Source organism: Tsukamurella paurometabola, assembly GCF_900631615.1.
GTDB classification, from domain to species: Bacteria; Actinomycetota; Actinomycetes; order Mycobacteriales; family Mycobacteriaceae; genus Tsukamurella; species Tsukamurella paurometabola_A.
Genome location: NZ_LR131273.1, coordinates 3,578,980 through 3,605,353, shown reverse-complemented (window position 1 = coordinate 3,605,353; position 26,374 = coordinate 3,578,980). Strand labels below are relative to the sequence as shown.

The 26,374-nt window shown below is 71.3% G+C and carries 23 protein-coding genes; 13 read left to right on the top strand and 10 right to left on the bottom strand.

Going from position 1 to position 26,374, the window contains the following annotated elements:
- Entirely contained in the window at positions 1 to 1,044 is a 1,044-nt protein-coding gene (locus ELY19_RS18025; RefSeq protein WP_126197453.1) for a DNA polymerase IV, read from the bottom strand.
- Positions 1,045 to 1,142: 98 nt separating this feature from the next.
- Complete coding sequence (locus ELY19_RS18020; RefSeq protein ID WP_126197452.1) at positions 1,143 to 2,309, bottom strand: epoxide hydrolase family protein; 1,167 nt, start codon at positions 2,307 to 2,309, stop codon at positions 1,143 to 1,145.
- A 100-nt stretch (positions 2,310 to 2,409) separates the two neighbouring features.
- On the opposite strand from ELY19_RS18020, the gene ELY19_RS18015 reads away from it, so the two are divergent.
- The 4 genes from ELY19_RS18015 to ELY19_RS18000 all read left to right on the top strand — a co-directional run bounded on the left by ELY19_RS18015 (position 2,410) and on the right by ELY19_RS18000 (position 6,856).
- Entirely contained in the window at positions 2,410 to 2,976 is a 567-nt protein-coding gene (locus ELY19_RS18015; protein WP_126197451.1) for a CGNR zinc finger domain-containing protein, read from the top strand.
- Positions 2,977 to 3,013: 37 nt separating this feature from the next.
- The gene (locus ELY19_RS18010; RefSeq protein WP_126197450.1) at positions 3,014 to 4,192 is read left to right on the top strand and encodes an FAD-dependent monooxygenase; all 1,179 of its coding nucleotides are present in this window, start codon (positions 3,014 to 3,016) and stop codon (positions 4,190 to 4,192) included.
- Positions 4,189 to 4,458, top strand: a complete 270-nt coding sequence (locus ELY19_RS18005) for a hypothetical protein (RefSeq protein ID WP_126197449.1) — start codon at positions 4,189 to 4,191, stop codon at positions 4,456 to 4,458. Before ELY19_RS18010 ends, ELY19_RS18005 begins: the two co-directional genes overlap by 4 nt.
- Positions 4,459 to 4,615: 157 nt before the next feature.
- The gene (locus tag ELY19_RS18000) at positions 4,616 to 6,856 is read left to right on the top strand and encodes a HelD family protein (protein ID WP_227967362.1); all 2,241 of its coding nucleotides are present in this window, start codon (positions 4,616 to 4,618) and stop codon (positions 6,854 to 6,856) included.
- 26 nt (positions 6,857 to 6,882) lie between these two features.
- Here ELY19_RS18000 and ELY19_RS17995 read toward each other — a convergent pair whose 3' ends face one another.
- From ELY19_RS17995 to ELY19_RS17985, 3 genes are all read right to left on the bottom strand, one after another.
- Positions 6,883 to 7,326: a universal stress protein gene (locus ELY19_RS17995; RefSeq protein ID WP_126197447.1), complete on the bottom strand. Its 444-nt coding sequence runs from the start codon at positions 7,324 to 7,326 to the stop codon at positions 6,883 to 6,885.
- Between the two features lie 153 nt (positions 7,327 to 7,479).
- Entirely contained in the window at positions 7,480 to 9,642 is a 2,163-nt protein-coding gene (gene uvrB, locus ELY19_RS17990) for an excinuclease ABC subunit UvrB (RefSeq protein ID WP_126197446.1), read from the bottom strand.
- 55 nt (positions 9,643 to 9,697) lie between these two features.
- A complete protein-coding gene (locus tag ELY19_RS17985) occupies positions 9,698 to 10,729 on the bottom strand; it encodes a TRM11 family SAM-dependent methyltransferase (RefSeq protein ID WP_126197445.1) in 1,032 nt (343 codons plus the stop codon).
- A 99-nt stretch (positions 10,730 to 10,828) separates the two neighbouring features.
- On the opposite strand from ELY19_RS17985, the gene ELY19_RS24160 reads away from it, so the two are divergent.
- Positions 10,829 to 11,638, top strand: a complete 810-nt coding sequence (locus ELY19_RS24160; protein WP_374101475.1) for a ribonuclease FAU-1 family protein — start codon at positions 10,829 to 10,831, stop codon at positions 11,636 to 11,638.
- Here ELY19_RS24160 and ELY19_RS17975 read toward each other — a convergent pair.
- Entirely contained in the window at positions 11,625 to 12,407 is a 783-nt protein-coding gene (locus ELY19_RS17975; protein ID WP_126197444.1) for a TetR/AcrR family transcriptional regulator, read from the bottom strand. The genes ELY19_RS24160 and ELY19_RS17975 overlap by 14 nt on opposite strands.
- 169 nt (positions 12,408 to 12,576) lie before the next feature.
- Between ELY19_RS17975 and ELY19_RS17970 the strand changes: the two genes are divergently transcribed.
- Complete coding sequence (locus tag ELY19_RS17970; protein ID WP_126197443.1) at positions 12,577 to 14,187, top strand: DEAD/DEAH box helicase; 1,611 nt, start codon at positions 12,577 to 12,579, stop codon at positions 14,185 to 14,187.
- A 1-nt stretch (position 14,188) separates the two neighbouring features.
- A complete protein-coding gene (locus ELY19_RS17965) occupies positions 14,189 to 14,749 on the top strand; it encodes a hypothetical protein (protein WP_126197442.1) in 561 nt (186 codons plus the stop codon).
- On the opposite strand, the gene coaE is transcribed toward ELY19_RS17965, so the two are convergent.
- Together coaE and ELY19_RS17955 are read right to left on the bottom strand one after the other, a co-directional pair.
- Complete coding sequence (gene coaE, locus ELY19_RS17960; RefSeq protein WP_197715920.1) at positions 14,725 to 15,615, bottom strand: dephospho-CoA kinase; 891 nt, start codon at positions 15,613 to 15,615, stop codon at positions 14,725 to 14,727. The two genes, ELY19_RS17965 and coaE, sit on opposite strands and share 25 nt — an antisense overlap.
- A 9-nt stretch (positions 15,616 to 15,624) precedes the next feature.
- A complete protein-coding gene (locus tag ELY19_RS17955) occupies positions 15,625 to 16,887 on the bottom strand; it encodes a hypothetical protein (protein WP_126197441.1) in 1,263 nt (420 codons plus the stop codon).
- A 93-nt stretch (positions 16,888 to 16,980) separates the two neighbouring features.
- On the opposite strand from ELY19_RS17955, the gene ELY19_RS17950 reads away from it, so the two are divergent.
- Positions 16,981 to 18,396, top strand: a complete 1,416-nt coding sequence (locus ELY19_RS17950) for an FGGY family carbohydrate kinase (protein WP_126197440.1) — start codon at positions 16,981 to 16,983, stop codon at positions 18,394 to 18,396.
- A 12-nt stretch (positions 18,397 to 18,408) separates the two neighbouring features.
- Here the strand turns inward: ELY19_RS17950 and ELY19_RS17945 are convergent, their stop codons facing one another.
- Both ELY19_RS17945 and ELY19_RS17940 read right to left on the bottom strand, forming a co-directional pair.
- Positions 18,409 to 19,893 carry a mannitol dehydrogenase family protein gene (locus tag ELY19_RS17945; RefSeq protein ID WP_126197439.1) on the bottom strand — a complete coding sequence of 495 codons (1,485 nt, stop codon included), beginning with the start codon at positions 19,891 to 19,893 and terminating at the stop codon, positions 18,409 to 18,411.
- On the bottom strand, positions 19,893 to 20,930 hold the full coding sequence (locus ELY19_RS17940; protein WP_126197438.1) for an NAD(P)-dependent alcohol dehydrogenase: 1,038 nt from the start codon (positions 20,928 to 20,930) through the stop codon (positions 19,893 to 19,895). The genes ELY19_RS17945 and ELY19_RS17940 overlap by 1 nt, the downstream gene beginning before the upstream one ends.
- A gap of 99 nt (positions 20,931 to 21,029) precedes the next feature.
- Here ELY19_RS17940 and ELY19_RS17935 point away from each other — a divergent pair, with 99 nt between their 5' ends.
- From ELY19_RS17935 to ELY19_RS17915, 5 genes are read left to right on the top strand one after another with little or no spacing between them, the layout of a single operon-like run.
- Positions 21,030 to 22,013, top strand: a complete 984-nt coding sequence (locus tag ELY19_RS17935; protein WP_126197437.1) for a sugar-binding transcriptional regulator — start codon at positions 21,030 to 21,032, stop codon at positions 22,011 to 22,013.
- Positions 22,010 to 23,395, top strand: coding sequence for an ABC transporter substrate-binding protein (locus ELY19_RS17930; protein WP_126197436.1), 1,386 nt, complete (start codon positions 22,010 to 22,012; stop codon positions 23,393 to 23,395). Before ELY19_RS17935 ends, ELY19_RS17930 begins: the two co-directional genes overlap by 4 nt.
- Positions 23,392 to 24,342 carry a carbohydrate ABC transporter permease gene (locus tag ELY19_RS17925; protein WP_126197435.1) on the top strand — a complete coding sequence of 317 codons (951 nt, stop codon included), beginning with the start codon at positions 23,392 to 23,394 and terminating at the stop codon, positions 24,340 to 24,342. Before ELY19_RS17930 ends, ELY19_RS17925 begins: the two co-directional genes overlap by 4 nt.
- Positions 24,342 to 25,181, top strand: coding sequence for a carbohydrate ABC transporter permease (locus ELY19_RS17920; protein WP_126197434.1), 840 nt, complete (start codon positions 24,342 to 24,344; stop codon positions 25,179 to 25,181). Before ELY19_RS17925 ends, ELY19_RS17920 begins: the two co-directional genes overlap by 1 nt.
- 40 nt (positions 25,182 to 25,221) lie before the next feature.
- A complete protein-coding gene (locus ELY19_RS17915) occupies positions 25,222 to 26,328 on the top strand; it encodes an ABC transporter ATP-binding protein (RefSeq protein WP_126197433.1) in 1,107 nt (368 codons plus the stop codon).
- The last annotated feature ends 46 nt before the right edge of the window (positions 26,329 to 26,374 follow it).

Below are 26,374 nucleotides of genomic sequence, written 5' to 3'. Positions count from 1 at the left end.
TCAGGGGTAGCCGCCCTCGGGCGGCACCATCTCGCCGCGCACGCCCAACAGCCGCACCGGGCGGTCGTCGTCGAGGGCGCGGTACAGCGCTTCGGCGGTATCGGCGATGGTCGACGGGTCGAACGTCGGCTCGGTCAGTTTCCGCACGCGATTGACGGTGAAGAAGGGCGCGAATCGAACCTTGACGTGCACCCGCATGCACGGGCGCGTCTCCGCCCGCAGGTCCGTCGCGACCGCGCGTGCAAGGTCGTCCAGCGCGCCGCGAACCTGTTCGGGTGTCGTGAGATCCTCCTGGAAGGTCCGCTCGTGTCCGTGAGCTCGGGCGACCCACGGCGTCTCGTCCACGCGGTCGGGTCCGGCGCCGCGTCCCAGCCCCAGTAGGTGGGGCCCGGTGCGCGGCCCGAATTCCGCGGCCAGGACCGCCTCGTCCGCCGCGGCGAGATCCGAGACCGTCGTGATACCCAGCCCCGCCATGCGCTGGGACAGGCGCGATCCTATTCCCCACAGGTCACGCACCGGCCTGCCGCCCATCACCGCGAGCCAGTTCTCGCGCGTGAGCGCAAACGTACCCCGGGGCTTTCCGAGGTCGGTGGCGTTCTTCGCACGGACGGTGGTGTCACCGATCCCGATCGAGCAGTGCAGGCCGGTCTTCGCGAGCACGGCCCGCTGAATGGCGGCGGCCGCCGCGGTCGGGTCCTCCGTGTCCAGCCCGACGAACGCCTCGTCCCAACCCAACACCTGGACCGCGGCCTCGGGGAACGCCCGCAGGACTCCCATGACCTCGGCGGACACCTGCTCGTAGGCCGGGAAATCCACAGGCAGGAAGACCGCCTCGGGACACCGCTTGACCGCGGTCCGCAGCGGCATCCCCGATCGAATGCCGAATGCCCGGGCCTCGTACGACGCGGTCGACACCACAGCCCGCTCGGTCGGGTCGCCGCGCCCACCGACCACCACGGGCAGGCCCACCAGCTCGGGGCGACGCCGCATCTCGATCGCGGCCAGGAACTGGTCCATGTCCACGTGCAGCACCCACCGCGTCATGCGTCCAGTGTGCAGCGCGGCCGCTGTGTACCGCCCCGGGATCCACCGACGTCACGCCGACACTGTTCCCACTGGCACGCGACTGTCACGCGACGGGATCACCATGCGCCGCCGAGCACCGCAGCCAGCCCCTCCCGCAGATCCTGAATGTACAGATCGGGGACCTCGAGCGAGGGAAAGTGGCCGCCCCGCTCCGGGGATCGCCATCGAACGATGCGCCGGTAGCGCTGCTCGGCCCACGGACGCGGACACTTCTCGATGTCACGCGGGTAGATCGTGATCGCCGCAGGCACGTCGACGCGGAGGTCCGGGTCGAGGGACGCGTGGCTCTCGGCGTAGATCCGCGCGGCCGACGCGCCCGTCCGGGTGAGCCAGTAGAGGGTGACGTCGTCCAGGATCCGGTCGCGGGAGATCGTCTCGAACGGGCCGTCCACGGTGTCCGACCACTCGGCGAACTTGTCGAGGATCCACGCGAGCAGCCCCACCGGGGAGTCCACGAGCGCGTATCCGATGGTCTGCGGCCGGGCGGCCTGCTGCTTGGCGTAGCCCGCACGGTTCGCCCAGAAGTCCGCGGTCTCCGCCGCCCATCGTCGTTCCTCGGTCGTCAGGCCATCCGTGGACATCCCGGGCGGCCCCTCGGCGAAGGTGGTGTGGATGCCGAGCACCCTATCCGGGAACCTGCCCGCGAGCACCGTGGTGATGTTGCCGCCCCAGTCGCCACCGTGCGCCAGGAACCTCGGGTAGCCGAGCCGCTCCATCAATGCGACCCACGCCGCCGCGATCCGCTCGGTGCCCCATCCCGTGCTCGACGGCCTGTCGCTGAACCCGAATCCGGGGAGTGACGGGACCACGACATGGAAGGCCGGCATCCCGTCGTCGACCGGATTCGCCAGATCCTCCACGACGTCGATGAACTCCGCGATGCTGCCCGGCCAGCCGTGGGTCACGATGAGCGGCGTCGCGTCAGGACGGGACGAGCGCCGGTGGAGGAAGTGGATCCCGAGACCGTCGATCACCGTGCGGAACTGGCCGATCCGGCGCAGGCGGTTCTCGAACGAGCGCCAGTCGTAGTCAGTACGCCAGTAGGCCACGACGTCGACGAGGTCGGCGAGCGGGACTCCCTGAGCCCATCGCGCCCGCCCCACAGCACTGGCGCACACCGTCTCGCGCTCCGGGAGACGTGCGGCCCGTAGGCGCGATCGGAGCGCCGCCAACTCACCGTGCTGGATGTGGACGTCGAACGTCTCGATGCCATCGGAACCCATGCCCGCCTCCTGACGGTCGTCCTGACACGGCTGCCCTCTGAACCGGCTATGACGGTTCTATCAGTCCATCCAGAACCCTGCAACCACCTATGCTGGTTCCATGGCAGCGTTCCCCGACTTCCGGCTCGGCAATGTGCTCGCCACGAGCTTCACCGCAACGCTCACGGAACGCGCCGGCGACCCCGTCGAGCGGATACCGACGCCGCAGCGCCTCACCGATTGGTTCGTCGCCGTCAGCCTCCCGGTCCATGCGTGCACGACCGACGACCTCGCACGGGCGGTGGCCCTGCGCGAGGCCATCCACCGCTCTGCCACAGCCGCCGCGAGCGACGAGATCCTCCCGCGTCGAGCGGTGCGACTCATCAACGCGTCCAGCGCCCGGGGCCGCGCCGCGGCCGCCCTGACGCCGGAGCGCGAGCGCCGGTGGCTCCTCTCGCAGGACACCCCGGTCGGTGATGCTCTCGGGGTGATCGCCGCTGATGCCGTCGCGCTCCTGAGCGGGGAACGCGCCGGGCGGTGGGCGCTGTGCGCCTCGCCCACCTGCCGAGCCGCGTTCTTCGATACGAGCCGGAGCCGCAGTCGTCGCTGGTGCGAGATGAACACGTGCGGGAACAAGGAGAAGAAGGCCCGCTTCACCGCCGCCCACAGCGCATCCGTACGCCTATGATCAGCACATTGTTTGCGCGAACGATCGAGGAGAAGTCATGGCCGGCCCCACCGTCCTGATCGCCGGCGCGAGCATCGCCGGGCCCGCTCTCGCGCACTGGCTCGCGCGCTACGGCGCGGAGGTCACCGTCGTCGAGCGTGCGCCCGCACTACGCCCCGGAGGGCAGGCGGTGGATGCACGCGGGGTGGCGCGCGAGGTGATCCGCCGCATGGGGCTCGACGATGCGGTCCGCTCGGCGCGCACCGAGACCGCGGGCGCGAGGTTCGTCGACGAGGCCGGCACGGTCGTGCAGACCTTCAGTGCGGAGGACGACGGTGGCGACGGCTTCATCGCCGACATCGAGATCCTGCGCGGCGACCTCTCGGACGTGCTCGTCGGCGCCACCCGCGACGAGGCCGCCTACGTCTTCGGCGATCGGATCGCCGCGCTCACGCAGGACGCAGATGGGGTCGACGTGACCTTCGCGAGCGGCGCCGCGCGCCGGTTCGACCTGGTCATCGGGGCCGACGGCCTGCACTCCTCGCTCCGGGCGCTCGTCTTCGGGCCGCACGAGCGGTACCTGCGCCACCTCGGCCAGGCGATGGCCTTCTACACGGTGCCGAACGAGTTCGGCCTCGACCGCTGGCTCCTCGACTGCGTGGTCCCCGGCCGGTCGGCGGGCCTGCGCCCCATTCGCGACGCCGCGTTGGGCATGGCACTGTTCTCGTTCGCCGCTACCGAGGCGGAGCTCGCGCCGCGCGACCTCGACACCCAGAAGGCTCTGCTCCGCGAGAAGATGACCGGCCTGGGCTGGTTGACGCCGCAGATCCTGCAGCACGCCGAGGAAGCCGACGACTTCTACCTCGACGCAGTCGCGCAGGTGGTGCTGGACCGATGGTCGGCGGGGCGGGTCGCCCTCCTCGGCGACGCGGCGTACTGCTCGTCGCCGATGTCGGGCCAGGGCACCAGTCTCGCTCTCGTGGGGGCCTACGTGCTGGCGGGTGAGCTCGCCGTCTCCGACTGGCGGCCGGCGCCGGCGTTCGCCGCCTACGAACGCCTGCTGCGGCCGATGGTCGACGCGAATCAGCAGGTCGCGCAGTGGAACGCGGCGAGTCGTACCGTCCCCGCCCCGGGCGAACCGCCGGCGACGCCACCCGAGGAGTGGGACATGACGGTGATCGAGCGCGCCATCAACGGCATCGAGCTGCCCGACTACCCGGAAGGAGCACCGTCGTGACCGCCGAATGGGACGAGGAGCAGACCCAGGAGGTCAGCGCCCGCGAACGACTCCGTTCCGGCGCCGTCGAGACTCCCCCGCCGGACAACCGCCGCACCCGGCGCGCCGCGGTGCTCCTGTTCGTGCCCGCGTTTCTCGGCGCACCGATGGCGGCCATCGTCTTCCTCGACAGCGACCCCGTGACGCGGCGGATCGTCGGGCTCATCCTGCTGGCTTACGTCCTGGTGCTCGGCTACCTGATGGTGAAGTCGATCGCCCGACGGTGACGCCGGGGTCACAGCGCGGATTCCGCGGATCGTGGACAATGGACGGTCTGATTCATCGCTGCCGTCCACGAGGAGTCCCGTGACCACCGACGCCGTCGATCCCCTGCTCGCCGAGGAGCAGGCCCACCTCGATCGCGTGTACGCCCGGATCGACGCCATGCGGAGCACCGCGAACCGTCGGCGGGCCGACAACCTGCAGGAGGTCGGCGAGAACCCGCAGGAGATCTCCGAGCGGGACTCGTACCACCAGCTCTACACCGACGACATCGCGAAGTACGACGCCGCCGAGCAGAACCTGTACTTCGGCCGCCTCGACATGGCGGACACCGAGAGCGGGTCCCCGGATGCGGTCCGCCGCATCGGGCGGATCGGCGTCCTCGACGACGACGAGGACCTGAGCACCCTGCTGCTCGACTGGCGCGCACCGCTCGCCCGTCCGTTCTACCTCGCGACCCCCGCGCAGCCGGAGGGCGTCGCGGTGCGCAGGCACGTGCGCACCCGGGGCCGGGACCTCACCGGCGTGGTCGCGGAGCGCCTCACCCTCACCGACGGCGGGGGCGACGGTGCCGAGGCGGGCCAGGGCCTGGGCTCCAACGTCGCCGGTGAGTCCGCTCTGGTGGAGGCGCTGAACCGGGCGCGCACCGGCCACATGGCCGACATCGTGGAGACGATCCAGCGCGAGCAGGACGCGATCATCCGGTCCGAGCACCGCGGTGTTCTGGTGGTGCAGGGCGGGCCGGGCACCGGCAAGACGGCGGTGGCGCTGCACCGCGCGGCCTATCTGCTCTACACGTACCGGCAGAACCTCTCCCGCACCGGTGTACTCATCGTCGGCCCCAACGAGACCTTCCTCAACTACATCAGCCAGGTGCTCCCGAGCCTCGGTGAAACCGGTGTCCTCCTCAGCACCATCGGTGACCTGTACCCGGGCGTCGTCGCCACGCTCAAGGACACGGCCGCGGCCGCCCGGCTCAAGGGCTCGACCGCGATGGTCGAGGTGATGAAGCAGGCGGTCCGGGGCTGGCAGACCGTGCCCGACGAGCCGATCGTGCTGAAGTTCGACGGCTATCCACTCACTCTGGACAAGAAGCTCGCCACGCGGGCGCGGGGCCGCGCCCGCTCGTCGCGGCGACCGCACAACACGGCGCGGGCGATCTTCCGGCAGTCGGCGCTCGACGCGCTGGCCGCGCAGCACGCGGCGACGATCGGCTCGTCGGTGGTGGACAACACGATGCTGCTCTCCCGCACCGACATCTCCGACATCCGTGACGAACTCGCGCAGGACCCGGAGGTGCTCGGGGCCCTCGATCAGCTGTGGCCGGCGCTGACCCCGCAGCGTGTGCTGACGGAGCTGCTGCGCGACGAGGATCGTCTCGCCGAGGCCGCTCCCGACCTCACCGACGCCGAACGCGCCGAGCTCCGCCGTGCCGCCACGACGGGCGCCGACGGCAAGCCGGCGTTCTCCCCCGCCGATGCACCGCTGCTCGACGAGATCGCCGAGTTCCTCGGCGACGACGACGCGGACGCGGACGAGGCGGAGCGCCTATGGCGACAGCGGCTGGAGGAGGCGCAGGAGGCCCTCGACATCCTGACCGGTTCGGCGCCACAGGATCTCGACGACGAGTTCGACGCGGAGATCCTCATGGCGTACGACCTGATCGACGCGGAGCAACTCGCGCAGCGGCAGACCGTCCGGGAGTTCAACTCCACGGCCGACCGCGCCCGCGACGACCGCACGTGGACGTTTGGGCACGTCATCGTCGATGAGGCGCAGGAGCTTTCGGCGATGGCCTGGCGAATGCTGATGCGGCGCAGCCCGAACCGCTGGATGACGCTGGTCGGTGACACGGCGCAGACCGGCGACGCCGCCGGGATGACCAGCTGGGGCGAGGCGCTCGACCCGTACGTGCCGGGCCGGTTCCAGGTGTCCGAGCTGACGGTGAACTACCGCACGCCCAAGGAGATCATGGACCTGGCGGCGGACGTGCTGGCCGAGATCGATCCGACGCTGTCGCCGCCGGCGTCGGTGCGGACCGGTGCCGAGCCGCCTCGCCTCGTGCGGGTCGACGGTGACCGGCCCCTTGCGGAGGCGGTGCGGGCCGAACTACCCGGCGAGGACGATCGCCTGACGGCGGTCCTCGCACCGTCGGACCTGGTCGCCCCGCTGCGCCGGCTGACGACTCCGAGTGTGCGCGTGATGAGTGTGCGCGAGTCCAAGGGGCTCGAGTTCGACCACGTGATCGTGGTGGAACCGGGGCTGATCGTCGGAGAGCCGGCCGAGATCGAGTTCGATCGGGGCCTGCGGGACCTGTACGTGGCCCTGACGCGAGCGACCCAGACGTTGACCGTGGTCACGTCCGGGTCGCTGCCGCGCGCGTTGCGCGCTCTGGAGGCCTGACGCCCCCGCTGCTCCGAGGAGCTGAACTACGTGGTGTGGACGATGAGGATGTCCACGGAGGTCTTGCGGGCCGCGTCCGAGGGCACCGAGCCCAGCAGGCGACCGGTCAGCGAGTTCATGCCCTTGTTGCCCACCACCAGCAGGGCCGGCTCGGGGAGCGACTTGACCAGGTCGAGGAGCGCGTCGACCGGCTGGCCCTTGATGGCCCGCTTCTCGACGTTGGAGGCGCCGGCCTTGACGGCGCGCCCCTCGGCGGTGCGCAGCATGTCGTTGACGGGGTTCGCGCCCTGCAGCTGGTAGGCGTCGGCGCCCAGGATGTCGGCGGCGGCCGGATCGGCGCCCTCGCTCGGCAGGAAGGCGCAGGCGATCACGAGCTTCGCGTCGCCGGCCAGTGCAGCGGCGCGCTCCACGGCGCGCAGCGACGACTCCGAGCCGTCGGTGCCGACGACGATCGTGCTGTAGCCACTCATCGAGTCTCCTCTTTCTCTACATTTCTCCAGCGGAGGTCTGCCACGGGAAGGCCCTAGCATTACTTCTCCGACACAATAGCCCCATCCTCCCCGGGAACAGGCAGTTTGCGGCAGGGAACACACCCGGTCTGCCGATGTCGGCGGATTCGCAGGTCATTGCAAACCGGCCGCGTCCATTCCGCGGAGTTCCTTCTTCAGGTCGGCGATCTCGTCCCGGATACGGCCCGCGAGCTCGAACTGCAGCTCCCGTGCGGCGTTCATCATCTGATCCGTGAGTTCGGAGATCAGATCCGCGAGCTCCGCCCGCGGCATCGATTTCACGTCCTCCCCCTCGTACATCCCGGCGCTCACGGCCGAGACCGACCGGAGCTCCCCCTGCGCGCGGCGGCCGCGGGTCGCGTTGCGGCCCGATCCACCGATGGCCTGCTCCGTGTCGTCCGCCTCGGTGTAGACCTGGTCGAGGATGTCGGCGATCTTCTTGCGCAGCGGTTTCGGATCGACCCCCATCTCCTTGTTGTAGGCGATCTGCTTCTCGCGGCGGCGTTCCGTCTCCTCGATCGCCACACGCATCGATTCGGTCACCTTGTCGGCGTACATGTGCACCTGGCCGGAGACGTTGCGGGCCGCACGGCCGATGGTCTGGATCAGCGAGGTGGTCGACCGGAGGAAGCCCTCCTTGTCGGCGTCGAGGATCGCCACGAGCGAGACCTCGGGCAGGTCCAGGCCCTCGCGGAGCAGGTTGATGCCCACCAGCACGTCGTACTCGCCGAGGCGCAGCTGCCGCAGCAGCTCCACCCGGCGCAGCGTGTCGATGTCGCTGTGCAGGTATCGGACCCGGATACCGGCCTCCAGCAGGTAGTCGGTGAGGTCCTCCGCCATCTTCTTGGTGAGGGTGGTGACGAGCACGCGCTCGTCGCGCTCGGTGCGTTCACGGATCTCGTGGATCAGGTCGTCGATCTGGCCCTTGGTGGGCTTGATGACGACCTCCGGGTCGACGAGCCCGGTGGGCCGGATTACCTGCTCGACGAACTCGCCGCCGGTCTGCCCCAGCTCGTACTGGCCCGGCGTGGCCGACAGGTAGACCGTCTGGCCGATGCGCTCGGTGAACTCCTCCCAGGTGAGCGGACGGTTGTCGACCGCCGACGGAAGCCGGAAGCCGAAGTCCACGAGGTTGCGCTTGCGGGAGGTGTCCCCCTCGAACATGGCGCCGATCTGCGGCACGGTCACGTGCGACTCGTCGATCACCAGGAGGAAGTCCTCCGGGAAGTAGTCGATCAGGGTCGCGGGCGCCGATCCCGCCTCCCGGCCGTCGATGTGCCGGCTGTAGTTCTCGATGCCGGAGCAGAACCCGACCTGCCGCATCATCTCGATGTCGTACTGCGTGCGCATGCGCAGCCGCTGGGCCTCGAGCAGCTTCCCCTGCCGCTCGAACTCCGCGAGCCGCTCCTCGAGCTCCTGCTCGATGCCCTCGATCGCCCGGGCCATTCGTTCCGGACCGGCGACGTAGTGCGTGGCGGGGAAGATGCGCAGGTCGTCCACCTGCCGGACGGTGTCTCCGGTGAGCGGGTGCAGGTAGTACAGCGCTTCGATCTCGTCGCCGAAGAACTCGATCCGGATCGCCAGCTCCTCGTAGGACGGGATGATCTCGACCGTGTCGCCACGCACCCGGAAGGTGCCGCGCGTGAAGGCGGTGTCGTTGCGGGTGTACTGCACGTCCACGAGCAGGCGCAGCAGCGCATCGCGGTCGACCTCCATGCCCACCTCGAGCTGGACCGACCTGTCGAGGTAGCTCTGCGGGGTGCCGAGGCCGTAGATGCACGACACCGAGGCGACGACGACCACGTCCCGCCGTGACAGCAGCGACGATGTGGCGGAGTGCCGCAGCCGCTCCACGTCGTCGTTGATGGACGAGTCCTTCTCGATGTAGGTATCGGTCTGCGCGATGTACGCCTCGGGCTGGTAGTAGTCGTAGTACGAGACGAAGTACTCGACCGCGTTGTGCGGCAGCATCGCCCGCAATTCGTTCGCGAGCTGCGCGGCCAGGGTCTTGTTCGGCGCCATGATGAGCGTGGGCCGCTGCACCTTCTCGATCAGCCACGCCGTGGTCGCCGATTTGCCGGTACCGGTGGCGCCGAGCAGGACCACATCGCGCTCCCCCGCCTTCAGTCGGCGTTCGAGTTCCGCGATCGCCGTGGGCTGGTCACCGGCCGGCTCGTACTCGCTGACCACCGTGAACTCCGCCGGGGCCCGCTCGATCTCCCCGATGGGCCGGTGCTCGGAGTGCGCCACCACCGGTTGTTCTGCCGCGAATGCCATGTCACCAGGGTAGGCCGACCCACCGACAAGTTCTCCGCGCACGGCCCGGGGGCGGTCAGTCCTTCCGCGCCACGACCACGTCGCGCGTGATCGCCCGATCCACGCGGTGCCGCAGGTCGTCGTACCCGGGTCCGTCGAGCACCGTGAGCCCGGCGGACTCCAGCAGCGCGCGGACCCGGTCCCGGGGCGCGACGCGGACGTTCCACGCGAGGCCCATCGCCCCGCCCTTGCGAAGTGTGGACGCCCACCCCGCGAGGGCACCGTCGAGCAGGTCGAGCGGGCTGCGCACCAACCCGCGCGGTCCGCGGCTGCCGTGCTGCACGCCGTACGGCAGGTCTCCGACCAGCACGTCGACCGTGCCAGGGCGCACCAGCTCGGCGGCACGCAGCGTGTCGGCGGCGTAGCAGGTGAGCGTCTGCTTCGCCCCCGCCAGGTAGTCGGCCTTCTCCGCGGCGAAGACCGCCTCGTACTTCTTCGCGATCACCGACTTCTCACGCCGCACGGGTGTCGTGGCGGCGGCGTGCTTGAACCGGTGGTCCTTGAGCCAGGTGGTGAAGAAGGAACTGTAGAGCTCGAAGTCCTTGGTGTCGACGTCGATGCCGACCGCGTCGAGCCCGTACATGACGGCCTGGCTCAACGTGGTGCCGCGGCCGCACACCGGATCGAGAACGCGCAGCGTCCGGTCGAGTACGCCCTCGGGGCGGGCCGTCGACGCCGCCGTCACGTTCAGCACGAGTCGCGTGAACTGCTCGTTGGTCTTGCCCTGGTACTTGAGGATCGTCAGCAGGTCGGACGGGTACCGGTCGGGCGAGGGCACGGCGACGGGCCGCAGCAGGTCACCATCGGCCTCGAACAGCGCGTAGAACGCGGAGGTCAGTCCGAGGAAACCGAGGTCACGGTCGGTCAGCTCGTCCGCCTCGAAGGCGAGGTACTCGACGCCCGCCACGGTGGCGGACTCGATCGATCCGACCCGCGTGGCGAGCGCCGCGCGACTGAGCACCGTCAGCTCGGCGCGCACCATCGACGCGGCGGCCTCGGCGTAGACGCGGTTGGCGGCAGGAGCGGGAAGGAGCAGGTACTGGGGCACGGCTGAGATCGTACGTGGGCTGTCCGGACCGACCGCCCCACACCGGCCCCGGCGCCGCGGCCACCCGGGAGTCGCAGCGGGGCGTCGTATCGTGGACGAATGGACGCGGACGTGACCTTCGAGCTCACCGTGGACGGCGCGGCGGCCATCGGCGCCGTGGGCGGCGGCTGGCTCGACCTGACGGTGCTCGACGCCGCGGAGGACGCGGTACCCGCGTTGCTCGCCGCCGCGCAGGAGCGGGCGTCCGGCCTGGACGGCGCGCTCGTCCGCACCCACGACGACGCCCTCGCGGCACTGCTGCGCCGGCACGGCTTCCGCCCGTCGGGCGCCGTCGCCGGGCGGCCGCGCGGGCACACCGAGGTGACGCTGGTACTGCGGCTCGGCGTCGACGCCGCGGTCGACGACGGTGCCGTCCACCCGCCCAAGCGCGAGGTCTTCGACCCGCCGGCGATGACGAACACCGACCCCAAGGGATTCGTGCGGGAGGTCGAGGAGTTCCGGGAGACGACCTTCGGGCTGTACGTCGCGCGCCGCGCGGATCACCCGCGGTTCGCTGCGATCGAGTCCTGGCTGCTGCCGGCGTTCGACCTGCGCGCGACGATCTTCCACTTCACACCCGGTCACGAGCGCGATCAGCGCGTATATCTCGACGTCGCGCGCGTGTGGCGCGCGGGGAACCGCTGGCACACCGAGGACTGGTACCTCGACCTGGTGGAGCATCCCGGGCGCCCGATCGAGCTGATCGACGTCGACGAGCTGCTGGCGGCCTCGGCCGCCGACCTCCTGAGCGCGGCCGACGCCGAGCGGGCGATGCTCGCGGCGGCACGCGCGATCGGCGGCACCGCGGCGCACGGCCACAGCGTGGACGCCTGGCTCGCAGCCGAGGGCGCGCCCGTCAGCTGGCGCTGACGTCCGGCGTCCGCGCATCCCGCAGGCCGGGGATCCGCGACTCCAGGCCGTCGAGCAGCACCTGCAGTCCCAGCTCGAAGCCGGCGTCGGGATCTCCGGGACCGCTGTAGTACTCACCCACGACGGAACCGACCCGCCCCGCGATCGGATACCTCTCGGGCGGCATCACTGCGGCCAGCTCCGGCCCGACGACCTCCCACCACTGCGCGTCGGTGAGCGGCCGGGAGGCCGCGCCCCGCGCGCCGGAGCTGCGGGCCGCACCCGCGGCGAAGCTCTCGAGGAGCACGATCAACCAGTCGCGTTCGAGGTCGCTGATCCGCAGATCCTCGAGGAGCGCGAGCTGCGCCTCGTACTGGCCGATCTTCCCCGGGCCCAGCACGTCCCGCCACGACGGCGCGTCGAGGAGCCAGGTGTGCGCGAGGTACTCGCCACGGCGGGCCCGGACGGCGGCCGCGAGCGCGTCGCGCAGCATCGGCGGGCGTTCCGCCGGGAGTTGCGCCAGAGCGACCGCGTCGACCATGAGAGCGACGAGGACGTCGCGGGTCGGGACGTACGTGTAGACGCTCATGGGGCCGACGCCCAACCGCGTCGCGAGGGCCCGCATGGTGACCGCGGCGAGCCCCTCCACGTCGGCGAGCGCGATGGCGGAGTCCACCACCTCGTCGACGGTGAGGCGCTGTTTGGGCCCCTTGCGGCTCCGGGCGGGTTCCCCCGACTCGGCTCGCCAGAGCAACCGGACCAGCGCTCGGCCCTCATCCTCCGGATTCATTGGACACCTTTCTCCGTACGTTGTACACTGTTCAGGTACTCCGTACAACGTACCCTATTGGACTCTCCGCGAAGGACGCACCCTGAGCCTCGAAGTCACCTACCTCCCCGACCTCCATCAGTTCGCCCTCTGGTCGTCCCACCACCCGGACGACCCCGCGCGCGCCACCGTGCTGCCTCTCGCCGTCCCGGTCGACGGTGCGCTCACCGTGACGGACGTGCGCTGCGACATCGTCGACGTCACGGCGCTGCCCGGCGGCACGCGCCCGTCGGCGTCCCTCGCCGCATGGACCGCCCGGAGCCGGGGCGAGGATGCGCCGTTGCCGATCGCGGCCCACGCCGAGCCGGATCCGACGGGGACGGCCGTCACCTCCGCCGCCTACGCGGCGGCGGCCTTCGCCGACACCGTGGCGACGGCCACGTCCCTGGGCGGCGCCCTCGACGCGAAGCCGCGCCCCTACCAGGCGGCCGGCGTCGCGTGGCTGCTCCGGACCCTGCGCGATCACGGCGGCGCGCTGCTCGCCGACGAGATGGGGCTCGGCAAGACCCTGCAGGCGATCGCGGCGCTCACCCGGCTCGGCCCGGGCCCGTACCTGGTGGTGTGTCCCACGAGTCTCGCCACCAACTGGCGGCGCGAGATCGCACGATTCGCGCCGGCACTCCTCGACGAGGTCACCATCGTGACCTACGCCCGGCTGCGACTCTCCGCAGCGGAGCTCGCGGCGACCCGCTGGACCGCCGTCGTCTTCGACGAGGCGCACACCCTGAAGAACCCCCGGACCCAGGTCTCGCGCGCCGCACGGGAGTTGAACACCGACTTCCGCATCGCGCTCACCGGTACCCCGATCGAGAACTCGCTCGACGACCTGTGGGCGATCCTGCGCGTGGTCGCCCCGCGGATGTTCCCGGTCAAGGCGGTCTTCCGGCGCCGGTTCACCCGGGCCGTCGAATCCGGCGACGACGGTGCCCTGCGCCGCCTGCGCGCCGCCGTCGCGCCGGTGATGCTGGCCCGGACCAAGGACCGGGCGGCCGGCGCGCTGCCACCCAAGATCGACAATCCGGTGCTCTGCGACCTCAGCGACGACCAGGCGCGGCACTACGACGCGGTCCTCGCCCGCGCCGCCGACGACGGCTTCGGCAGTGGGCTGGAGCGGCACGGCCGACTTCTCGCCGTGCTCACCACGCTCAAGCAGATCTGCAATCATCCGGGGCTGGTCGACGGTGCCGCATCCTGGGAGCCGGGGCGTTCCGGCAAGCTGGACGTGGCGCTGGAGATCCTGGAGGCGAATGCCGCCGCGCACCGTCCGACGCTGGTGTTCACGCAGTACCGGGAGACGGGCGAGATGCTGGCCGCGGCCGCGTCGTCCGTGCTGGGCCGACCGGTGCCGTTCTTCCACGGCGGACTGTCGCTCGCGGAACGGTCGTCGATCGCCGACGACTTCCAGTCGGGCACCGGCCCGGAGATCCTCGTGATGAGCCTGAAGGCGGGCGGCACGGGCCTCACGCTGACCCGGGCGAGCGAGGTCATCCACTACGACCGGTGGTGGAACCCGGCCGTGGAGGCGCAGGCCACCGATCGGGCGCACCGCATCGGCCAGGACCGCCCCGTCACCGTGACCACGCTGACCACCGCGACGACGATCGAGGAGCACATCGACGAGATGCACCGCCGCAAGGCCCTTCTCGGCGTACACGCCGACGACGGGTCGATCGTGACCGAACTGGCCGCGCTCGACGACGAGCGCCTGATGGACGTCCTGCGCCGGAACCGGGAGAACTGATATGGCGACGAACCCCTTCGGATTCACCACATGGGGCGCCGACCTCGTGCGCATCGCGGAACCGATCACGGCCAGCACCCCGAACACCCACGCACCGCGGGCCCGGATGCTCGCCCGCAACGGGGGCGTCACGCTGCGGTTCGACGGTGGCCGCGTCACGGCTCTCGTGCACAGCGGCGCGAACGCCTCCGTCGCGCACCTCGAATTCGCCCCGATGGCACCGGCGGTCGCGAGCGCGCTGCGCGACGAGCTGGGCTCCCGCTCGGAGCCCGACGACGCGATCCATGCGTCGCTGATCGCCCGCGGACTGCGGCCCGCCCCGGTCCTCGACGCCGCGGACTGCTCATGCACGGCGCGGAGCACGATGTGCGTACACGTGCTCGCCGCGGCGTACGCGCTCGCGGCGCTCGTCGACCACGAGCCGGTGACAGCGCTGACGATCCAGTCGTACGGCTCGTCCGCACCTGCGGTCGACGCGCAGGACGACCGCCCGGTGCCGCGCTGGACACCGCTGGCGGCGCTCTCCGTGCGGGACTACTACGCGGCGCCGGCCCCGGCCTGAGTCTCGACCCGCACCGACACCGCGCGTCCCGGGTCGGAACCGACGAACGCACCGTCCCCGGTGTGCGCGAAACCGGCGTCCGCCAGCGCGTCCGCGACCGCGTCGACGGTCACGCCGTCGGCGAGCACGACCACTGCCTCGGCGCCGTCGGCCGTGACGGAGGAAGCGGCGGCACCGAGGGTGACCCACAGCCGCCCGACGAGCCGCTCGTCGTAGGCGGCGTCCTCCACCCGCGGCGCGCCGTGGGCGGGGCGGTGAGCGGCGACGTTCGCGGCGAAGGGCGCGATGCGGTCGGCCCAGAGCGCGCGGACGGCGGCGCGGGTGGCCTCCTCGGTGCCGGTGTTCTCGAGCCACACGTCGGCCACGGCGCGGCGTTGTTCGTCGGTGGCCTGGGCCGCGATGCGGGCGCGGGCGTCGTCCTCGGCCATGCCGCGTGAACCCACGAGGCGGCGGACCCGCTCCTCGGCGTCGACCCAGACGATGACCACGAGGTGGAACATCGGCGCCACCTTGTTCTCGACGAGGAGCGGGATGTCCTGCACGATCACGGCGTCCGGCCCCGCGGCCTCGATCAGCTCGGCCGATCGCGCGCCCACCAGTGGATGCGTGATGGCGTTGAGCTTGGCGCGGGACTCGTCGTCGGAGAAGGCGATCGCCGCGAGGGCGGGTCGGTTGAGGCTGCCGTCCTCGGCGAGGATGCCCGCACCGAAGGCCTCGACGAGGGCGGCGAGGCCGGGCGTGCCCGGCTCGACCACCTCGCGGGCGATCTTGTCGCCGTCCACGATCACGGCACCGAGCGCGGCGAGTTCCTTCGCCACCGTCGACTTGCCCGCGCCGATGCCGCCCGTGAGTCCGATCCGCAACATGCCCTCAGACTAGTGAGTGACCCCGACCCCGGTGACGCCCGACACCTCGTCGGGGGTGTGCTCGAGCGCCCCGCGCCGCAGCTCCTTGCCGGTGGGGACGTCGATCGCGACGATGGACCTGGCCGCGGGGTCGGTGACGTAGGCGGTGGACCCCAGGGTGAAGACCGCAGGGCGCGGCTCCTGCCAGTTCGCGTCCTCCGTCCACGGTCCCGTGACCTTCACCTCGCGGACCGTGGCGCCGCTGTCGGGGTCGAGGACGCGGAGCACGCCGTCGGTCCCGAGCACGAGGGCCTCGCCGAACTGGCCCCGTGCGAGCGAGCGGAAGCTGTAGGAGGCGGGCAGGTCGACGAGCTTCACCGCGCCCGCGCGGGTGTCGATGAGACTGACCCGGGTGGGGCGCTCGGGCTTGGCGGCCTTGTCCACCTTGTAGTCGCCCAGGACGACGGCGTGGGCCTCGGTGGCGGCGACGTTGCCCGTGCGCGCGTAGCCGGGGGTGGGGGCGGCGGTCTTGACGATCTCGTTGCCACGCACGACCAGCACGCCGTCCTCGCAGCCGAACAGCACGACGCCGCCCTCCGCGGCGCCCTCGCCGTGCACTCCCGGGCACTGCTCGTTGCGCGCGATCTCCTTCCGCTCCTTGTCGAGGATCGCGACGCCCGTGCGCGTCTTCTCGTCGCCGAGGGTGATGAGCATCGAGCCGTCGGCACGCTCGACCGCCACGCCGTGATGGGGCTTCGGGGCGGTGTACGTCGCGCGGGGCGCGGTCGGGTCGGCGACGCGGTCCGAGGCGATCGACGTGACGGCGCCGGTGCCGTCGGCGAAGAAGACGGTGCGCCCGTCGTGCCGCACGACGTGCCCGGGTTCGGGCGCCGCGATCGTGATGTCGGTGCGCCGGGGCGCGGCGGTGTAGAAGTGCTGATGGTCGCCGTGGGGCACCGACCAGGTGCCGAGGTCCAGGAGGCGGAAGCCGCCGCCCTCGGAGAGGACGGCGTGCCGGCCGTCGCCGGCGGGATTCACCCGGAGGTAGCCCTCGCCGGGGAAGTCCGCGACGCGCTCGAAGGTCCCGGCGTCGAGGATCTGCACCCCGCCCTCGTAGGTCACGGCGAGACGCGGTGTCGCGCGCCGCTGTTCGGCGGCTCCGCTGGGCGCGTCCGCGTCGGAACCGGAGGCGCTCGTCGACGACGGTGCCGGATCCTGCTGGGAGGATCCGCATCCGGCGGCCAGCAGGGCGGCGGCGAGGAGGGGCGCGACGAGGTACGGGTGCTTGGGCATGACCACAGGTGTAATCGTTGATGAAAATCATTGTCAAAGATCACCATGGCGATACGTGCATGGGCGGCCCGCGGGTCTGGGAGGATCGCGGGCATGCCCCTCGTCGCCGGTATCGATTCCTCCACGCAGTCGTGCAAGGTCGTGGTGTGCGACGCGGATTCGGGCGAGGTCGTCCGTTCCGGAAGCGCCCCACACCCTCCGGGCACGGAGGTCGCGCCCGATGCGTGGTTCGAGGCGTTCGCCGTGGCGGCGCGCGCAGCCGGCGGGCTCGACGACGTCGCCGCCACGTCGGTGGGCGCCCAGCAGCACGGCATGGTCTGCCTCGACCACGACGGCGCGGTGGTCCGGGATGCGCTGTTGTGGAACGATACCCGCTCGGCCGCGGCAGCAGAGCGGCTCGTCGCCGACCTCGGCGGCGCGCAACGCTGGGCCGATGCGGTGGGAGTGGTCCCCGTCGCGGCGGTGACGGCCGCCAAACTGCGCTGGCTCGCGGATGCCGAGCCCGCGCACGCGGACGCGACGGCGGCGGTCTGCCTCCCGCACGACTGGCTCACGTGGCGGCTCGGCGGGGGTGGGCTCGACACGCTCGCCACGGACCGCTCGGACGCGTCCGGCACCGGATACTTCAGCGCGGCGACGGGCGAGTATCGAACGGACCTCCTCGAACTCGCACTCCGTGGGCGAGCGCCCGCCCTCCCCCGGGTCCTCGGCCCGGCGGAGTCGGCACCGGTGATCGCCGGCGACGGCCCCGTGCGCCGGGGAACGCGGCTCGGTGCCGGCGCCGGCGATAACGCCGGCGCCGCGCTCGGGCTCGACGCCCGGCCCGGGGACTGCATCGTCTCCCTCGGAACCTCGGGCGTGGTCAGCGCGGTCACAGCGACGCCCCCGCGGGACCCGTCGGGCATCGTCGCGGGCTTCGCGGACGCGACCGGGCATCACCTGCCCCTGGTCTGCACCCTGAACGGCGCTCCTGTGCTGGCGGCGACCGCACGGATGCTGGGAGCGGATCTCGATGAGTTCGCGCGCCTCGCACTGGCCGCCCCGCCCGGCGCGGAGGGCCTGGTCCTGGTTCCGTTCTTCGCCGGGGAGCGCTCCCCCAACCTCCCGACGGCGACCGGATCGCTGCAGGGCGTGACCGGTTCGAACCTCACGCGGGAGAACATCGCGCGCGCGGCGGTCGAGGGCCTGCTCTGCTCCCTGCGGTTCTGCCTCGACGCGATCGCCGAACAGGGGACGACGATCGAGCGGATCCTGGTGGTGGGCGGCGGCGGCCGGTCGAGGGCGGTGCGCGACATCGCCCCGGCCGTCTTCGACCGCGCCGTGGACTTCCCCACGGACGGCGAGTACGTCGCCCGCGGCGCGGCCCGGCAGGCGGCGTGGGCACTCGCGGGCGACGGCCCGGCACCCGGGTGGCGGCGTCCCACCGCCGAATCGCGTACGGCCGCCCCCACTCCGGAGGTCTACGCGCGGTACCGCCGGGCCGCCGCGCTGGTGCTCGACCGTCCCTGAACCGCGAGGCGTCTACCGTGCGAGCAGATCCCGCAGCACGACGCGCGCGCCCTTCTCACGCAACGCGGCCAGCGTCGCGAGGTAGGGCTCGCTGAATCCCGGGCGTTCGGCGAGATCGCCGAAGAGGTCCGGCACCGCGACGAAGGCGAGCAGCTCGGTGCGCGAGCCGAGGGCGCGCCGAGCGAGCGCCTCCGCCTCGCGGTCGTTCAGCGTGATCGGAGCGCCGGCGTCGTCGAAGCCCTCGCAGCCCCGCGTCCACGCAGCGACGACCGCTGCGGCGAGCGGGGCTGCGGCACCGTCGTCGAGGCGCGCGACGATCACGGGCACGAGCCATTTCGGGATGCGATCGGAGGCGTCCTGGCACAGTCGCGCGACGGTGTCCGCGATGGCGGGGTTGGAGAACCGCTCGAGCAGGGTGTCGATGTAGTCGTCGAGGTCGATGCCGGGGACGGCGCGCAGGGTGGGCCTCCCCTCCTCCTGCATGTACCGGCGGAGCAGCTCCCGCACGTCCGGATCGGCCGCCGCGTCGTGCACGTACTCGTAACCCAGCAGCCGGGCGAAGTGCCCCAGAGCCTGGTGCCCCGCGTTGAGCAGCCGCAGCTTCATCAGCTCGTAGGGCGCGACGTCGTCGACCACCTGCACACCGGCGTCCTCGAAGCGCGGGCGGCCCGCGCCGAAGGCGTCCTCGAGCACCCACTGGGTGAACGGCTCGGCGACCACGGGCCAGCGGTCGTCGACGCCCGCCCGCGCCGCGACCTCGGCGCGCAGACCGTCGGGCGTCGCGGGCGTGATCCGGTCCACCATCGAATTGGGGAAGCGGACGTGCTCAGAGATCCATTCCGCGAGTTCGGGATCGGCCAGACGTGCGAAGGCGGTGACGGTGCGTCGCGCGACGTGCCCGTTGCCCTCGATGTTGTCGCAGGACATGACGGTGAAGGCGGCGAGCCCGCGGTCGCGCCGTCGACGCAGGGCCTCGGTGACGTAGCCGAAGACGGTGCGCGGTGCCGCGCCCGGCTCCAGGTCGTGCCGCACGTCCGGGTTCTCGGCGTCGAAGTCGCCGGTGGTCGCGGAGAAGTTGTAGCCGCCCTCGGTGATGGTCAGGGAGACGATGCGGGTCTCGGGTGCCGCGAGCCGCTCGATCACCGCCTCCGGATCGTCGGGGGCGTACAGGTAGTCGACGATCGCCCCGATGACGGAGGTCTCCACGACACCGTCGGGGTGTTTGAGGGTGAGCGTGTAGAGACCGCTCTGCGGAACGAGGGCGTCGCGCATCGCCGCGTCGGCGGGCCGGAGTCCCACGCCGCAGATGCCCCAGCCGGCGGCGTCGGGGCCGGACTCGAGCAGCCGGTCGACATAGGCGGCCTGGTGGGCGCGATGGAATCCGCCGACCCCGAAGTGGACGATGCCGAGCCGCACGACGGCACGGTCGTACGACGGTACGGCTGCGCCGCTCACCGCGGGCAGGGCGCTCGGCGTCAGGTCGATCGGTGTGCTCATCACAGCTCCTCGGAGTGCGGTTCGGTGCCGGCGCGCCGGGGATGGACGACGGCCTTGATGCTGCCCGGTTCGCGGTCGGCGTTGAGCGCGTCCTCGGCCCGCTCGAGCGGAAACCGCCCGGTGATCATGCCGTCGAGGTCGACACGGCCGCTGGCGGCGAGCGCGATCGCCGTCGGCCACGTGTTCGCGTAGCGGAAGACACCGGTGAGCACGAGCTCGCGGGCCTGGATGAGCGAGACGGGAAGCTCGAGCTCGTCGGCCCCCATGCCGACCAGCACGATCCGCCCACCGGGGCGGACGGCGCGAACGCCTGAGTGGATCGCGGGCGGCGCTCCGGACGCGTCGACGAACGCGTCGAAACCGTCACCCACGGCCGGCGCCTCCGCCCCGGGGTCAACGGCGAGCGTGGCACCGAACCGTTCCGCGGCCGCCCGCCGCACGGGATCGGGGTCGGTCACCACGATGCGCACGAGCCCGGATGCGCGCGCCACCTGGGCACACATCAGGCCGATCGGTCCGGCGCCGGCGATGAGGACCGACCCGCCGAGGCCGACCGCGGCCTTCCGGAGCGCCGCGATCCCCACGGAGAGCGGCTCGAACAGCGCCGCGGCCTCGTCGGAGACCGAGGCCGGCACGGCGTGCGCGAAGGCCGACCCGATCGTCACGTATTCGGCCAGGGCACCGTCCACCGGCGGAGTGGCGTAGAACCGCATGGCCGGACACAGGTTGTACTCGCCGCGCAGCGTCTCGGCACTGAGCGGGTCGGGACGCTGCGGCTCGATGGAGACGCGTTCACCGATCCGTTCGGCGGGAACGCCCGCGCCCACCGCGACGATCCGCCCGGACGCCTCGTGTCCCAGGACGATCGGCGCGGTCACGACGAACTCGCCGATCCGGCCGTGCCGCAGGTAGTGGGTGTCGGAGCCGCACACGCCGACCGCCGCCACCTCGACGAGGACGTCACCCGGATCGGGCACGGGCACGGGTCTCGTTTCGAGGGTCATCCCGCCCCCGGGGTGCAGGACGCTGGCGCGCATGTCTGTCGAAACTGTTGCCTGGGTCACATCTGCGATGCTAGCGTAGTGAGCATAATCACCGCTAGTGAGCATTTGCTCACGCTATCGACGGAGCAACGCGTGACCTCACCGCAGCGCACTCCCGGGGAACCCGGCCACGACCTTCGCCTGCTGGTGCGCGCGGCCACCATGTACCACCTCGAGGGCCTCACCCAGGCGCAGATCGCGGAGCGGCTGGGCGTCTCGCGGCCCACCGCCGGCCGGCTCGTCGCCCGCGCCCGCGCGCAGGGGCTGGTCACCGTCACCGTCGCCGCCCCGGCGCACCTCGCGGACTCCATCCACCCGGACCTCGAGCACGACCTGGAGTCGACGTTCGGTCTCACCGAGGCACTGATCATCGCCGAGGACGCCGACGGGACGCCCTCGGGTGACGCCGCGCTGGGGCGGGCCGGCGCTTCCCTCCTCGCCCGCCGCCTGCAGCCGACCGACACGTTCGGCTTCACCTGGGGCCCCGAGCAGGTGGCGGTCGCGGATGCACTCGGCGGCGGCGCGGCCTGCGCCCGCGTGGTGCAGATGGACGGCTCGATGACGTCCGTCGAGTACCACACCGGCGTCGATCACGCGCTCGGCCGATTCTCGGAGCGGCTCGGCGCCCGGCCGGTGCGGCTCGTGGCACCGCTGTTCGCGGATCCCGACACGGTGCGCGCGCTCGAGCGCGATTCCATCGTCTCCCAGGCACTGGCGGCCGCCCGCTCCGCCGAGGTCATGCTCTTCGGCGTCGGCTCCGTCTCCACCTCGACCACCCTCTTCGAGGGTGCGTACATCGACACCGAGATCCTCGGCGAGCTGCACGAGCTCGGAGCCGTCGGCGAGATCGGCGGGCGGTTCTACGGAGTCGACGGGGCGCCCGTCGCGTCGTCGCTCGTCGAGCGCACCGTCTCGGTGCCGCTGGAGGACATCCGGCGCTGCCCCACAGCGATTCTCACCTCCGGCGGCGAGCATCGCCGGGAATCGATCCTGGGCGCCCTGCGGGGCGGCTTCGCGACCGCCCTGGTCACGGACCGCCCCACCGCGCAGTGGCTGCTCGCAGAACAGAAGGGATGATCGTGATCCGCAGATCCGCACGACGCCGCGCGGCGGCCGCCGGTGGCCTCGCCGCCGTCACGGCGCTGCTCACCGGCTGCTCCGGAGCGGGTGTCTTCACCGACGGGGGCGGCTCAGCCGTGACCGTCGCCATGGTGTCGAACTCGCAGATGACGGACGCCGTGGGCCTGGCCCCCGAGTTCGAACGCGCCAACCCCGGAGTGAAGCTCAAGTTCATCACGCTCTCGGAGAACGAGGCGCGCGCCAAGATCACCGCCTCGGTCTCCACCGGCGGCGGCGAGTTCGACGTGGTGATGATCAGCAATTACGAGACGCGGATGTGGGCGCAGAACGGATGGCTCACGGATCTGTCCGCGTTGATGGACCGCGACCCGTCGTACGACCCGGGCGACTTCATCCCCACTCTGCGCGAGGCGCTCTCGTACCGGGGCCGGATGTACTCCGTCCCCTTCTACGGCGAGTCCTCCTTCCTCATGTACAACAAGCAGATGTTCGCGCAGGCGGGCATCACGCTGCCCGCCGAGCCGACGTGGCCCGAGGTCGCCGACGCGGCCCGCAGGCTGCACTCGCGCGACGTGGCGGGGATCTGCCTGCGCGGCAAGCCCGGCTGGGGCGAGGTGCTCGCACCGCTGAACACGGTGATCAACGCCTACGGCGGCCGCTGGTTCGACGAGCAGTGGAACCCGCAGTTCGACTCGCCGCAGATGCGCGACGCGGTGCGGTTCTACGTCGACACCGTGCGGAACTACGGAGAGGCCGGCGCCGCCTCCACGGGCTTCCAGGAATGCGGAAACCTGTTGGCGCAGGGGCAGGCCGCCATGTGGTACGACTCCACGGCGGCCGTCTCGTCGCTGGAGAGCCCCGAGACCTCGAAGATCGCCGGGCAGGTCGGGTACCTCCCCGCACCGAAGATGGCCAAGTCCGGCAACGGCTGGCTCTACACCTGGTCCCTCGGCATCCCCGCGAAGAGCACGCGCGCCGGCGACGCGTGGAAGTTCGTCTCCTGGATGACGAGCAAGCAGTACATCGCGGGAGTCGCCGACGAGCTGGGGCCGAGCCGGGTCCCGCCGGGCAGCCGGCTCTCGACGTACGAGCTACCCGCCTACAAGGAGCTGTCGTCGACCTTCGCCGACCAGACCCTCGGCTCGATGCTGGCCGCCGACCAGTCGCGGCCGACGCTGGAACCCGTGCCCTACACCGGCATCCAGTTCCTCGCCATCCCCGAGTTCCAAGACCTCGGCACCCGGGTCAGCCAGCAGATCAGCGCCGCGATCGCGGGGCAGATCTCCGTCGACGACGCTCTGGCCCAGTCGCAGAAGTACGCAGAGGTCGTCGGGAAGAGCTACCGCGACAGCCAGGACCGGACGGGGGCAGCACGATGACCACCACCGCCAGCACGCCGCCTGCAGCGCGGCCGGCGACACCCCTGCGCTCCAAGCGCGACCGGATCACCCGAGCGGAGGCGTGGCGCCGGCGCGGTCCGCTGCTCCCCGCGCTGATCTTCATGGTGATCGTCACGCAGATCCCGTTCCTGGTGACGCTCTACTACTCCACCCAGTCGTGGAACCTCGTGCGGCCGGGATCGCGGAAGTTCAACTGGCTCAACAACTACGTCGAGGTCTTCCGGGACACCCAGTTCTGGACGGTCACGCTCAACACCGTGCTGCTCATCGTCGGCACGGTCGTGCTGTCGGTGATCCTGGGACTGCTCCTGGCGCTGCTGCTGGACCGGAAGTTCCTGGGCCGCGGCGTGGTCCGCACGCTGCTCATCACCCCGTTCCTGGTCACGCCCGTCGCCGCCGCGCTGCTGTGGAAGACGAGCCTGCTCTCCCCCACCAACGGCCTGCTCGCGTGGGCGCTCAGTCCGCTCGGCATCCACGTCGACTGGCTCAGCGAGTACCCGCTCGCCTCCGTCGTCGCCGAGCTGGTCTGGCAGTGGACCCCGTTCATGATGCTGCTCATCCTCGCGGGCCTGCAGTCGATGCCCCGGGACGTGCAGGAGGCCGCGCGGGTCGACGGTGCCACCAGCGTGCGCCTGTTCCGCGAGCTGACGCTGCCGCACCTGCGGCGGTTCATCGAGCTGGGCGCGGTGCTGGGCGCGATCTACCTGGTCAACACCTTCGACGCGGTCTACATGATGACCTCGGGCGGACCGGGCGTGGCCAGCTCCAACCTGCCCTTCTACATCTATCAGCGTGCCTTCCTCGGCTTCGACATCGGCCAGGCCGCGGCCATGGGCGTCGTCACCGTGATCGGCACGATCGTCGTCTCGACGCTCGCGATCCGCCTGATCTTCAAGAGCTTCGGCGCCGGAGAGGAAGCAGCCTGATGTCCACGACCATCGTTCCCCGCCGTCGGCGCGACCCCAAGGGCGGCGCACTGACCGCCCTCACCTGGATCATCGCCATCGGCTTCTTCTTCCCGGTGCTGTGGATGGTGCTCACGGCCTTCAAGCAGGAGAGCGACGCGGCGACGCGGCCCCCGACCCTGTTCTTCGTGCCCACCCTGGACCAGTTCACGGCCGTCTTCGATTCCGGCATCGGCGTCCCGCTGCTCAACTCCGTCTTCGCGACGGTCATCTCGACGACGCTGGTTCTGGCACTCGGAGTGCCCGCGGCGTTCGCCCTGTCGCTGCGGCCGGTCCGCAAGACGCAGGACGCGCTGTTCTTCTTCATCAGCACCAAGATGCTGCCGATCGTGGCGGCGATCATCCCGCTGTACGTGATCGTCGGCCGGATCGGGATGCTCGACAACATCTGGACGCTGGTGATCCTCTACACGGCGATGAACCTGCCCATCGCGGTGTGGATGATGCGGTCCTTCTTCCTGGAGGTGCCGAGCGAACTGCTCGAGGCCGCCGGCATGGACGGCGCCGGCCTGTGGACCTCGGTGCGCGAGGTGATCCTGCCGATCATCTCCCCCGGCATCGCCGCCACCGCCCTGATCTGCGTGATCTTCTCGTGGAACGAATTCTTCTTCGCGGTGAACCTCACCGCGGTCAACGCCCAGACCATGCCGGTGGCCCTCACCGGGTTCATGTCCGGGCAGGGCCTGTTCTGGGCCAAGCTCTCCGCCGCGTCCGTGCTGGCCGCCCTTCCCGTGGTCATCTGCGGGTGGATCGCCCAGAACAAGCTGGTCCGCGGCCTGTCCTTCGGCGCCATCAAGTAGGCCGCCCACCTCGACCCCTCGAAAGCCCCAGGAGGAACCCATGGCTTCCATCACGTACGACAAGGCGTGTTGCGTCTACCCCGGCGCCGAGACGCTCGCCGTCGACTCCCTCGACCTCGACATCGCCGACGGCGAGTTCGTGGTCCTGGTCGGGCCGTCCGGCTCCGGAAAGTCCACCGCGCTGCGCATGCTCGCCGGCCTGGAGGAGATCGACTCCGGCGCGATCTCCATCGGCGGCCGCAGCATGGTGGGCGTCGCGCCCAAGGACCGCGACATCGCGATGGTCTTCCAGAACTACGCCCTCTACCCGAACAAGACGGTCGGCGAGAACATGGGCTTCGCGCTGAAGATGCGCGGCGTCCCCCTCGACGAGCGCAAGCAGAAGGTCGCCGAGGCCGCGAAGCTGCTCGACCTGACCGACTACCTCGACCGCAAGCCCGCGCGCCTGTCCGGCGGTCAGCGGCAGCGCGTCGCCATGGGCCGCGCGATCGTCCGCGAGCCCCAGGTCTTCTGCATGGACGAGCCGCTGTCGAACCTCGACGCCAAGCTCCGCGTGCAGACCCGGACGCAGATCGCCGCGCTGCAGCGGCGCCTGGGCACCACGACGGTCTACGTCACGCACGACCAGGTCGAGGCCATGACGATGGGCGATCGGGTCGCGGTGCTCAAGTTCGGCGTGCTGCAGCAGTTCGCCACGCCCGCCGAGCTGTACGACCGCCCGAAGAACGCCTTCGTGGCGGGGTTCATCGGTTCGCCCGCGATGAACCTGTTCACGGCGCCCGTCCGGGACGGGGTGATCGCGGTGGCGGGCGGCACCGTCGACCTGGACGCGGGGACGCAGGCCGCGCTGCGCGCCTCGGGCCTGGACCGCGTCACCGTCGGTATCCGCCCCGAGAGCCTCGGTCTCGCCAGCCCGGACGCGGGCGTGGCCGGCACCGTCGCGATCCTCGAGGACCTCGGCAGTGACACCTTCGTCTACGCGCGAGTGGAGGACCCGGACGTGACCGGTGTCGACGGTGCCCCCGTCACGCTGGTGGCTCGGTGCCCGCGGCGCACGGCGGCCCGGATCGGCGACGGCGTGCGGCTCGCGCAGGTGGAGCCGGCGGTCCACCTGTTCCACCCGGACACGGGCGACCGCCTCAACTAGGCCCGCGAAAACGGGGAACGCCCCGCATCCTCCAGGGGATGCGGGG